The 11,517-nt window shown below is 70.1% G+C and carries 8 protein-coding genes; 2 read left to right on the forward strand and 6 right to left on the reverse strand.

Going from position 1 to position 11,517, the window contains the following annotated elements; translation table 11 throughout:
• From ABIA36_RS17140 to ABIA36_RS17150, 3 genes are all read right to left on the reverse strand, one after another.
• Positions 1–4,013: PKD domain-containing protein (locus tag ABIA36_RS17140; protein WP_369963778.1), on the reverse strand; the 4,013-nt coding region annotated here is incomplete at its 3' end.
• Between the two features lie 147 nt (positions 4,014–4,160).
• Complete coding sequence (locus ABIA36_RS17145) at positions 4,161–4,886, reverse strand: hypothetical protein (protein WP_369963779.1); 726 nt, start codon at positions 4,884–4,886, stop codon at positions 4,161–4,163.
• Complete coding sequence (locus ABIA36_RS17150) at positions 4,883–5,626, reverse strand: CDP-alcohol phosphatidyltransferase family protein (RefSeq protein WP_369963780.1); 744 nt, start codon at positions 5,624–5,626, stop codon at positions 4,883–4,885. Before ABIA36_RS17150 ends, ABIA36_RS17145 begins: the two co-directional genes overlap by 4 nt.
• 250 nt (positions 5,627–5,876) lie before the next feature.
• Here ABIA36_RS17150 and ABIA36_RS17155 point away from each other — a divergent pair, with 250 nt between their 5' ends.
• On the forward strand, positions 5,877–6,299 hold the full coding sequence (locus ABIA36_RS17155) for an adenylyltransferase/cytidyltransferase family protein (RefSeq protein ID WP_369963781.1): 423 nt from the start codon (positions 5,877–5,879) through the stop codon (positions 6,297–6,299).
• Positions 6,300–6,304: 5 nt separating this feature from the next.
• Here the strand turns inward: ABIA36_RS17155 and pip are convergent, their stop codons facing one another.
• Entirely contained in the window at positions 6,305–7,357 is a 1,053-nt protein-coding gene (gene pip, locus ABIA36_RS17160) for a prolyl aminopeptidase (protein WP_369963782.1), read from the reverse strand.
• A 182-nt stretch (positions 7,358–7,539) separates the two neighbouring features.
• On the opposite strand from pip, the gene ABIA36_RS17165 reads away from it, so the two are divergent.
• Positions 7,540–8,520, forward strand: a complete 981-nt coding sequence (locus ABIA36_RS17165) for a malate dehydrogenase (RefSeq protein ID WP_369963783.1) — start codon at positions 7,540–7,542, stop codon at positions 8,518–8,520.
• Positions 8,521–8,599: 79 nt separating this feature from the next.
• On the opposite strand, the gene ABIA36_RS17170 is transcribed toward ABIA36_RS17165, so the two are convergent.
• Entirely contained in the window at positions 8,600–10,762 is a 2,163-nt protein-coding gene (locus tag ABIA36_RS17170; RefSeq protein ID WP_369963784.1) for an acyl-CoA dehydrogenase, read from the reverse strand.
• A gap of 184 nt (positions 10,763–10,946) precedes the next feature.
• Entirely contained in the window at positions 10,947–11,399 is a 453-nt protein-coding gene (locus ABIA36_RS17175) for a DapH/DapD/GlmU-related protein (protein ID WP_369963785.1), read from the reverse strand.
• Positions 11,400–11,517: the final 118 nt, after the last annotated feature.

An 11,517-nucleotide genomic window follows, 5' to 3' on the forward strand; every position in this document is an offset into this window, starting at 1 on the left:
GTCGCCCCGGTGCCGGTCGAGCCGTCACCGAAGTTCCACGCGTACGACGCGATCGTGCCGTCCGGGTCGCTGGAGCTCGTCCCGTCCACGCTCACGGCCAGCCCGGTGGCGGACGTCGTGAACGCCGCCGTCGGAGCGACGTTCGCCTTCGCGACCGTCACCTGCTTCGACGTGGTGCCCGTCGCCGACTGGTTGTCGGTGACGGTCAGCGCGATCGTGTACGTCCCGGCCGCCGCGTAGGTGTGCGACGCCGTCGCCCCGGTGCCGGTCGAGCCGTCACCGAAGTTCCACGCGTACGACGCGATCGTGCCGTCCGGGTCGCTGGAGCTCGTCCCGTCCACGCTCACCGCCAGTCCATTGGCGGTCGACGTGAACGCCGCCGTCGGAGGCTGGTTCGGCGCAGTGACCGTCACCTGCTTCGTCGAGCTGGTCGAGGCGCCGCTGTTGTCCGTCGTGGTCAGTGTGATCGTGTAGGTCCCGCCGGCCGCGTACGTGTGCGTCGCGGTGACCCCGGTGCCGGTCGAGCCGTCACCCCAGTTCCAGGCGTAGCCGACGATGGTCCCGTCCGGGTCGGTCGACGCCGAGGCGTCGGTGCTGACCGAGAGGTTGGTCGGCGTCACCGTGAAGGACGACGTCGGCGGCTGGTTCGGGACGGGCGCGACCGTGACCGACTGGGACGACGTCCCCGTCGCTCCCGCGTTGTCGGTGACCGTCAGCGTGACCGTGTAGGTCCCGGCCGTCGCGTACGTGTGGCTGGCGGTGGCGCCGGTCGAGGTCGACCCGTCGCCCCAGTTCCACGCATACCCGGCGATCGTGCCGTCCGGGTCGCTCGACGCGGAGCCGTCCACCGAGGCGATCAGCCCCGACGAGGACGCCGTGAAGGACGCCGTCGGCGGCTTGTTCGCGGGCGTGCCGCTCGTCCCCAGCGAGTAGTGGTTGGCCACTGTCGCCGCCGAGAGCTCCGTCGAGTAGACGGCGACTTCGTCCATCGTGCCGTTGAAGTACGCGCTGCTCGAGCCCCAGGTGTTGTCACCTCCCACGCGCCAGTAGCCGTTGTAGCCCTGCGCCTGGGTCTGCGGGTTCGTGCCGACCTGTGCGCCGTCCACGTACAGCACCATGCCGTCCGAGGCCTGCGTCGCCACCACGTAGTGCCAGTTGCCGTCGTTCAACGGGTTGGGCGAGGTGATGGTGTTGGTCTGGCCGGTCCACACGCCGAAGACGATGCGACCGTCGTTCTGCATGTAGATGTGCCTGTCGTAGTTGCTCGACAGCCCGCTCGGCTGGTCGCCGAACCCGATCAGCTTGCCGCCGGAGGTCGTGGTCGTCTTGAACCAGCCCTCCAGCGAGTAGGTGGTCGGGTTCGACACCTGGGTGTTGCTCACGAGCACTCCGTTGTTGCCGTCGAACGACGTCGCCGCGTTGGCCACCCCGCTCAGCACGCCGGCCTGGTTGTGCGTGTAGCCGCCCTGGTAGGTGCCGGTCTGGCCGTACTGGCCGGAGTCGGCCGCGGTCGCCCCGGTGTCGGCCAGCCGCCAGTACAGGTCGGGATCGCTCTGGTAGACGGCTGCACCATACGCGTCGGCCGGAGCCGGCGGGATGTTCATGGTGTAGCCGGCCGCCTGGTACGAGGCCGAGACCTGCGTGCGGGTGAGCACCGTCGGGTAGATGGCCACCTGGCCGATGCTGCCACCGAAGTAGCTGCTCGACGGCTGGTTGGTCCACCCGTTCAGGTTGTCGCCGCCGACCCGCCAGTAGCCGTTGTAGCCCTGGGCCGACGTGATGTCGGTCCGGGAGGCCACACGCTTGCCGTCGACGTAGAGGACCATGCCTCCGCTGCCGAGGGTCGCCGTGATCTGGTGCCACTGGCCGTCGTTCAGCGCGGTCGGGGTGTTCAGCGTCTGCACGCTGCCCGGGTACACGCCGAAGTACACCTGACCGTTGTTGGCCATGTAGATGTGCCGGTCGTAGCTGCCCGAGTTGCCCGTCGACTGGTTGCCGAAGCCGAGGATCTTGCCGCCCTGTGTGGTGGTGGTCTTGATCCAGGCCTGTGCTGTGAACGTGTTCGGACCGTCCTCGTTGGAGGGTGCGGGGTAGAACCCGTCGCCCTGGCCGTCGAAGGACGCCGCCGTCGTGCTGTCCGGGTTCAGCGGACCGGTGCCGGAGCGGGTGACTCCCGGGTTCAGCGTCGCGTCGTTCCCGTTCGCCCAGTCGTAGGCCGTGCTGCCGGAGCTCTCGTTGAGCGGCCAGTAGTACTCAGGACTGTTGCTCAGCACGTTGGAGGCGTACGGAGTCATCGAGCCGGAGCTGGCGATCGTCACCGAGACCGAGGGGCCCATCACCGAGTTGCCGTTGGGGTCCGTCGCCCTGATCCGGTACGTCTGCGTCGACCCGGGTGTCTGCCCGGTATCGGTGAAGACGAGGGATTTGGGTTGCCAGAACGGCGTCGTCACCTGGGTCGTGTAGATCGGGTGACCGGTGGCCTGCCCGCGGATCACGTCGTACGTCAGGGTCTCGTTGTCCGGGTCCCAGTTCGTCTTGAACGAGATGCGCGCCGTGCCCGAGGTGAGGGAGATCACGTTCGGGGTGTAGGAGGCCGCGGGGATCTGCGGTCCGATCTTCAGCGGGGCGATCGACGGCATGGCGTACCGCACCAGGCCCTGTTGGCCCTTGCCCTGCACCTGCGTGAACTCGCCGCCGAGGATCAGGTAGTTGCCGGAGGACTCGTTGCTCCACGGTCCCTGGCTCTGCCCGGTGTAGCTGCCGACGTTGATGTCGGGGTACCAGTTCAGCAGGTCGGGACGCGGGTTGCCCGCGAAATTGTAGTAGCCGTACGGGTCGGTCGTGATGGTGCCGCGGACGTCCGTGGTGAAGGCCAGGCCGCGGTGGAAGGTCCACGTCGGGCTGGTCTGCGGGAAGCCGCCGTCGTTGCCGCAGTAGTGCGGGTGGCCGACCACGTACTCGACGCCTTGCAGGACGGTCACGTCGTAGGTGTCGCCGTGGCAGTCCTCGACCCAGACCAGGTCGCCGTTCGTCCAGTCTGCGCGGAAGGAGCCCTCGAGGTTGCCGCCGGAGCCGAAGACGTAGCCCGACCCGTAGAGGCCGGACGCGTCGGCGTGCAGGCTCTCGATCGCCGCCTGCGTTCCGCCGTTGCGGATGAGGTTGTTGATGTTCCAGGGCAGCATGGTCGCGGTGTCCGGCGTGAGCGCGGCGAGACCGTAGCCCGGGTTGGACGACCCGTTGACCGAGGTGAAGTTGCCGCCGATGACGACCTTCGAGCCGTCGGGCGAGATCACCACGTGCTGCGCCGTGCCGCCCGCGACCGTCGGCGCCCACGGCAGGAGCGCGCCGTTGCTCGCCGAGAACGCCGCGGCGTAGGTGCGTGCCTGGTTGCCGGCGGACGAGAACGCGCCGACGGCGTAGACCGTGCTGTTCGTGGCGACGATGCCGTTGACCGTGGCGTTGATGACCGGGACGAAGGTCGAGATGAGCGCGCCCGTCGCGGTGTTGAACGCCGCGAGCCGGTACCGGGTCGCACCGCCGATGGTCGTGAACGAGCCGCCGACGTAGAGTCGCGTGCCGTCGGGGGAGACCGCCATCGCCTTGACCTGCGCGTTCGGCCCGGGGTTGAACGACGTGTTCAACGCGCCGGTGGTCAGATCGAAGGCGAGCATGTTGGCGCGCGGGGTGAGGTTGGTCCCCGCTGCCGCGCCCGCGGGCCGCGCGTTCGCGAACTGGCCGCCCACGTATACGGTGTTGCCCACGACCTGCTCGACCCAGGCCACGCCGTCCATCTGGACGGTCGGCAGCGGGTCGGCGCTCACGGTCGCGGGGACGCCGGGCGGTGGCGCGGTGTCGGCCAGCGCGGGCTGGGTGACGACGAGGGAGGCCGCGATCGTCGCGACTGCGGCGATGAGGCCGACCGCCGCGGCGCGGAGCGCTCTGCTCCGGCGCGGTCGATCCACCGGCTCCGGTGAGGTCCCGCTCCTGGCGGGAGGTTCGTGCGATGCAGTCACGATTTCATCCTGTGTTCGGGTTGTGAGGAGAAATGTCGTTCGGGGTGTTCGGGGGCTTTCTCGACAATTTCTCAGTTTTCTGGCGCTGAGCTTAGCTCAGCATCGAGTGGAGTGGAGCGCTCGCCCCCCGTATTGGGGGGCGGCCCGTCACTTCGGGGCGGCGCCTTGGAAGGCGATGGCGGGCGCACCCGCCTGATAGTCCACCGTGACGATGACGGACCCACGCTGGTCCTCCGGCACGGTGAAGATGTAGGTGGCGGACGCCGAGGCGCCCGCGGCCACGCTCGCGGCGAGGGTCTTCCCGCCCGGACCGCTCAGTGGCAGCGCCGGCGTGTTGTCCTTGCCGTAGTAGACGTTCACGACGACGCCCTGGGTCGAGTAGGCGGCACTCCCGTTGTTGGTGAAGTCCAGCGTGAACCGGATCGCGGGCCCGGCGATCTCGCCGACCCCCTGGGCCTGGCCCTTGACCGACTCCAGCTTGGTCATCGCGACGGTCACGCCCTTGACGACGGCCGCGGTGGACTCCAGCGCGACCGGCTGACGCTGCGGAAGGGCGGCGCCCGCCGCTCCGGGGACGGTGCCCGGCGCGTTCGTGGAGCCGGGCGCCCCGCTCCCGGGCGCGCCCGAGGCCGGAGCGCCCGGAGTGGAGGACGCGCCAGGCGCGGAGGACGCACCGGGCGCGGACGCGGCGGACGACGTGTGAGCGCCGTCGGCGGCCACCGGCGACGATGCCGGCCCGTTCGCCACGCCCCACCAGACCCCCACGGCCGCGAGGCCGAGCACGACCACGGCGCCGGCAGCGATCAGGGCGATGTTCCGCGGCTTCATCCGCGCGGGGCCCTGCGGGGGCTCCTTCTCGTCGTGCGAGGTCATCGGACTTCCTTTCCGAGTTGCTTCATCTGCGAGAACCAGCGCGGAAGCGCGAAGGCGAGAGCTCCGAGGTTCGCGATGAAGAAGAGGCCGTAGGCGATCGTGAACAGCAGCGGCCAGCCGAGCAGCAGGAACACGAGACAGAGGATCCCGTAGTCGGTGGGCAGGATCAGGATCGTGTGCGCCAGCGACCGCGTGCCGACGTCGCGCTTGCGGCCGCCGCGCGCGTCGCGCAGCAGGTCGTTGAGGATCATGCCGAAGAACGTGACCGCGGAGACGATCGCATAGAGAAGAGGGAGCAGCAGCCATCCCGGCGGCAGTGCGAACCAGCGGAACATCGCGATCGCGACCGCGATGTGGAGGCTGGACAGCTTCGCGGCGTCCACGACGTGGTCGAGCCACTCGCCGGCGGGCGATCCGCCGCCGCGCAGCCGGGCGACCTGCCCGTCCGCCGAGTCGAACGCGTAGCCCAGCGCCAGCAGCAGCCAGACCAGCAGGCCGCTCCACGCTGCGGGCGGGATGAGCGCGATGCACAGGATGCCCGCGAAGGTCAGGGCAGCGGAGATCGCGGTCACCGCGTTCGGCGTCAGCCCCGCGCGGTACGCCCAGGCGGCGATCAGGCGGCCGGCCTTGCGGTTCACGTAGATGGAGTAGGGCGGGGAGCCCGGCAGCGTGACCTTCTGCGCGCCGGCGAGGCGGCGCACGATGTCGCCGTACGACGCGGTGCTGTCGCTGGTGCTCATCCCTCCCCCTTCCCGACGTCGTCGGCCGTGGCCGGACAGCGTGGAACCAGGTTCGGGTTCGGGTTCCCTGCGGCGGTCGGGCCGTGCCCAGGAGTCTAGTTGAGAAACTCTCAACTAACATCCCTCGATTCGCACCCCATTCGGGTGACACGGCGAGCGCGCACCCACCCCCTCGTGAACTTCTAGTGACAACTTCTCAGTTTTTGTGCAGAATAGGTGAGAATACCTCACCCGAAGGGGGCCGCCCGAAGTGACGATGCGCGTCGGCTATGCCGCAGGAGGGTTCGACCTGTTCCACATCGGACACCTCAACATCCTCAAGCACGCCAAGAGCCAGTGCGACTATCTGATCGCAGGAGTGGTCTCCGACGAGATGCTGCGGCTCACCAAGGGCGTCGACCCGGTCATCCCGCTCGCGGAGCGGATCGAGATCGTGCGCCACATCGCCTACGTGGACGAGGCGGTCGCCGAGACCGTCCCGGACAAGCTCGACATGTGGCGGGAGCTACACTTCGACGTGTTCTTCAAGGGCGACGACTGGCGCGGCACCGAGAAGGGCCTGCGGCTGGAGCGGGAGTTCGCCGCGGTCGGGGTGGAGGTCGTGTACTTCCCGTACACGGTGACGACCTCCTCGACGCAGCTCAGGAAGGCGCTCGCGGCCCTCGCGGGCTGAGCGGGCTACTCCTCGTCGTCTGTGCCCTCTTCGTTCGGGCCCTCTTCGCTCGGGGCTTCTTCGTCCGCGGTCTCCTCGTCCGCCGCGTCTCCGGCCGGCTCTCCGCCCGCGAACCGGTCGGTCGCCTCGATCAGCGCGTCCAGGATCCCCGGCTCGTCGTACGCGTGCCCGGCGTCCGGGACGATGGTCAGCTCCGCCTCCGGCCACGCCCGGTGCAGGTCCCACGCCGTCATCGCGGGGGTGCACACGTCGTAACGGCCCTGCACGATGACGCCGGGGATGCCCTCCAGCTTGTGCGCGTCGCGGATGAGCTGGTCCTCCTCGAACCAGCCGCCGTTCATGAAGTAGTGGTTCTCGATGCGCGCGAAGGCGACCGCGTACTTCTCCTCGGTGAATGTGGCAACGACCTCCGGCCGGGGCAGCAGAGTGATCGTCGAGGACTCCCACCGCGACCAGGCGACGGCGGCCGGACCGTGCACGGCCGGGTCCTCGTCGGCGAGCAGGCGGCTGTACGCACGGATCAGATGGCCGCGCTCCTCCGGCGGCACCGGAGCCACGAAGTCCTCCCACAGGTCGGGGAACAGCGCCGCAGCGCCGCCCTCGTAGAACCAGTCCAGCTCGGCCGGGCGCAGCGTGAAGATGCCGCGCACGATCAGTTCGCTCACGCGCTCGGGATGCGTCTCGGCGTACGCCAGCGCCAGCGCGCTGCCCCACGAGCCGCCGAACACCTGCCAGCGCTCGACGTCCAGGTGCTCGCGCAGCTTCTCCAGGTCGGAGACGAGATGCCAGGTGGTGTTCGCCGACAGGTCGGCGTCCGGGTCGCTCGCGTGCGGGAGGCTGCGACCGCAGTTGCGCTGGTCGAGCAGGACGATCCGGTACCGCTCCGGGTCGAACAGCCGGCGGTGGGAGGGCGTGCTGCCGCCGCCGGGGCCGCCGTGCAGGAACACCACCGGCTTGCCCTCGGGGTTGCCGCTGGTCTCCCAGTACACCTGCTGGCCATCGCCGACGTCCAGCATCCCGCTGTCGTACGGCTCGATCTCCGGGTAGAGAGTGCGCATGGTGCGACTGTAGCGGCCCACTGCCCCTCCCCCCTCACGCCGCGCGGCCCCGAGCCCCCGTGCGCACACGCGCACAACGGAGGACTCCGGCCCCGGACCTGCCCGAATCTCCTCCGTTACCCGCCATTCGGCCATCCCGATGGGCGGATGTCCTCCGTTACCGACAGGGCTAGGCTCACGGCATGAGCACCCCCGTGACCGTCGCCGTCACCGGCGCCGGTGGACAGATCGGCTACGCCCTGCTCTTCCGCATCGCCTCCGGGCAGCTGCTCGGGCGGGACGTGCCGGTGCGGCTGCGGCTGCTGGAGATCCCGGCCGGGCACGGCGCGGCGGAGGGCACGGCGCTGGAGCTGCAGGACGGCGCCTTCCCGCTGCTGCACGGGGTCGACGTGTCCGACGACCCGCGCGCTGCCTTCGACGGGGCGAGCGTCGCCCTCCTCGTCGGCGCCCGGCCGCGCACCGCCGGGATGGAGCGCGCCGACCTCCTGGAAGCGAACGGCGGCATCTTCGGCCCGCAGGGCGCCGCCCTGAACGCCGTCGCCGCCGACGACCTCCGCGTGCTCGTGGTGGGCAACCCCGCCAACACCAACGCGCTCATCGCCAGCGCGCACGCCCCCGACATCCCCGCCGAGCGCTTCACCGCGATGACCCGGCTGGACCACAACCGCGCGGTCGCGCAGCTCGCGGCCAAGCTCGGCGTGACGGTCGCGGCGATCGAGGGCGTCATCGTGTGGGGCAACCACTCGGCCAGCCAGTACCCGGACCTCAGCCACGCGACCGTGAACGGCCGCCCCGCCACGGAACTCGTCGACGAGCGCTGGCTCGCGGACGAGTACATCCCGCGCGTGGCGAAGCGCGGCGCCGAAATCATCGCGGTGCGCGGCTCGTCGTCGGCGGCCTCTGCGGCGAGCGCCGCCATCGACCACGTGCGCGACTGGGTGGACGGCACCGGCGAGCGCTGGACCTCCGCCGCGGTCGTCTCGGACGGCTCCTACGGCGTACCGGAGGGCCTCATCTCGTCGTTCCCGGTGCGGTCCGTCGACGGCCGCTGGGAGATCGTTCAGGGCCTCGCGATCGACTCCTTCTCGCGCGAGCGCATCGACGCCTCCGTCGCCGAGCTCGTGGCCGAGCGCGACGCCGTGCGCGCGCTGGGCCTGCTCTGACGGCCGGCAGAACAGCACGACCTGACAGAACACGCCGCCTCGCGGGTTCGCGAGACGGCGTGTTCTGTCAGGTCGTTCGTCAGCGGTGCTTGCTCGGCGCCTTCTCGGGCGTCGGCAGCGTGCCGTCGGCGCGGCGCTCGGCGTAGTAGGCGCGCGCCTCCGCCTGGCGCTCGGCCTCGGCGCCGCTCGCGATCTTCGCGCGCACCAGCTCCGGACCGTAGCCGAAAGCATCCACCAGATCGACGGCGTGCGGACGGATGCGGGTGAGCAGCCGGTCGATGTACGCCGAGACGGCCTGCGCGCGCTGCGGAGACAGGCGGCCGTGGATGAGGTACCAGGCCAGGTGCTTCTCGATCAGCCCGAAGCCGAACAGGTCGCGCAGCCAGGTCAGCACCTGCTTGGTACCGGCGTCCGGCGCCTGCTCCAGCGCCTCGGTGAACGCCTCCCACTGCAGCAGCTCGCCGTGGGCGCGGGCGGCCTCGATCAGCTCGTTCTGCTGCGAGTTGAACAGGTCGGCCGCGGCCTTCTTGCCGAGCTTGGAGGCCGGGCGCAGTCGTCCGCCGATCTCCGAGATCATCGTCTCGACGCGGTCGGTGAGCAGTTCGCGCTGGGTCGCGGACTCCTGCAGCCAGTTGACCGCGCGGGCCGTCGAGCCGAAGTCGCGCACGGTCTGGCCGACGCTGCGGAGCCCACTGCCGTGGTACGCCTTCCCTGCCGCCTGCACGACCACGTAGCGCGCGAGCGCCCCGGCGTCGGCCTTGGCGAACTTGCGGCTGAAGTCGGTCAGCAGCCGCTTGGCGACGAGCTGCAGGAGGACGTTGTTGTCGCCCTCGAAGGTCACCCAGATGTCGAGGTCCTGGCGCAGCGAAGTGATCCGGTTCTCGGTGAGGAAGCCCGCGCCGCCGCACGCCTCGCGCGCCTCCTGGAGCATCTCCAGCGCGTGCCAGGTGCTGAGCGGCTTGAGGGCCGCCGCGATGGTCTCCAGGTCCTGCCGGTCGGCGTCGGTGTCGGTCTTGCCGCTGAACACGTCGTCGAACTTGTGCAGGAACACCTCGTGGGCGAAGCTCCCCGCGTACGTGGTCGCCAGCAGCGGCAGCAGGCGGCGCTGGTGGCGCTGGTAGTCGAGCACGACCTCCTCGTCGGTGTCGCTGCCCGCGGTGAACTGGCGGCGCTGGTCGCCGTAGGTGAGCGCGATCTTCAGGCCGATCTTGGAGGCGATGATCGCGGAGCCGTCGAGCGAGACGCGGCCCTGGACGAGCGTGCCGAGCATCGTGAAGAAGCGCCGGCCCGGGCTCGCGATGGGCGAGGAGTAGGTGCCGTCCTCGGCGACGTCGCCGTAGCGGTTGAGGAGGTCGGTGCGCGGGATGCGCACGCCGGTGAAGTGCAGCCTCCCGTTGTCGATGCCGTTGAGGCCGCCCTTCTGGCCGTCGTCCTCGCCGCCGATGCCCGGCAGGAAGTCGCCGTTCGCGTCGCGGATCGGCACGTAGAAGGCGTGAACGCCGTGGTTGACGCCCTTCGTCACGAGCTGCGCGAACACGACAGCGGCGGTGGCGTCGACCGCGGCGTTGCCGAGGTAGTCCTTCCAGGCGCCGCGGAACGGGGTGTCGAGGACGAACTCCTGCGACTCCGGGTCGTAGGTGGCGGTGGTCGCGATCGCGGCGACGTCGGAGCCGTGCCCGGTCTCGGTCATCGCGAACGCGCCGGGCACGTCGAGCGACATGATCCCCGGCAGGTAGGTGGTGTGGTGGTGCTCGGTGCCGAGGTGCAGCACGGCGGCGCCGAACAGTCCCCACTGCACGCCCGACTTGATCTGCAGCGACGGGTCGGCCGCGACGAGCTCCTCGAACGCGGCGATGTTGCCGCCGTTGTCCTCCAGGCCGCCGACCACCTTCGGGAAGGCGCGGTGCACCTGGCCGTTCTCGACCAGCAGCTTGAGCTGCCCGAAGACGCGCTTGCGGTGGTCGGCGACGGAGAGGCCCTCGACCTTCTGCATCTCGGGTCGCGAGGAGAGCTCCCGCGACGCCAGCCGGACCTCGGCCCAGGTGCCCAGGAGCTGGCGGCCCAGCGCCTCCACGTCGACGCGCGGCGTGGCGCCGGCGGGGGCGGTGGCGGCAGCGGCGGCCGCGGCTTCGCTCGCGGCGGCATCCACGACCGGGGTGCCGGACTTCACGGCGTCGGACTTCACTGCGTTGGACTTCACTGCGTTGGACTTCTCGGGTGCGCGCTCGGCGGTATCAACCATGAGTTTCCTCTTCGATGTCTCGGGGTCATCGTCACGCTACGACCGGGCGGCGACAAGGAGAAACCGTCGGTGCGGAGGCGACAAAAACGGCCCGCGAGGTCCGCGGGCCGTTTGTGGGATGCTCCAAAACGCCGTCCCGAACGTCATCGGGTATGGACAAGAGCGACCGGAAGCCGGTAACCGCTCAGGCCGCCCGGCGGGTCGGGCGCGCCTCGCGCGGCATGGCGGCGAGGGCCGCGCGCGCGGCGCTCGCCCCGTGCAGCTCGATCACGGTGCCTGCCGCGATCTGCTCGTCGCGGTCGACGCGGGCGCCGTTGCCGATCATGGCGTTCTCGCCCACCTTCACGTTGCTGCCGATGCGCGCGCCGCTGCCGATGACGCAGCCCTTGCCGATGTGGACGTTGGCGCCGACGAAGGTGCGGTCGCCGACCGTCGCGCCCGAGTCGATCCAGCTTCCGGCGCCGATGTAGGCGTCCAGCCCGACGCGGGCGTCGGCCTCCACGTAGGCGGTCGGCTCGATGCGGGCCGAGTCGGCCACGCGAGCCGTCGGGGACACCAGCCCCTTGCCGTTGATGTGCCGCTTGTACTTGATGATTGCGCCGGTCTCGTCCTCGAGTTCTTCGATCCTCCGTGCCATTTCATCCCTCCTTCGAGATCGTCGCGAAATTATGCCACCTGACATAACCGTGGGCGGGGACGAAAGATTCCCTGATCGCCCCACGGAAAGGGCACTGTACGCCTGCGATCCGCGGGCG

The organism is Leifsonia sp. EB34, assembly GCF_041260585.1.
In the GTDB taxonomy this organism is placed as follows: Bacteria; Actinomycetota; Actinomycetes; order Actinomycetales; family Microbacteriaceae; genus Leifsonia.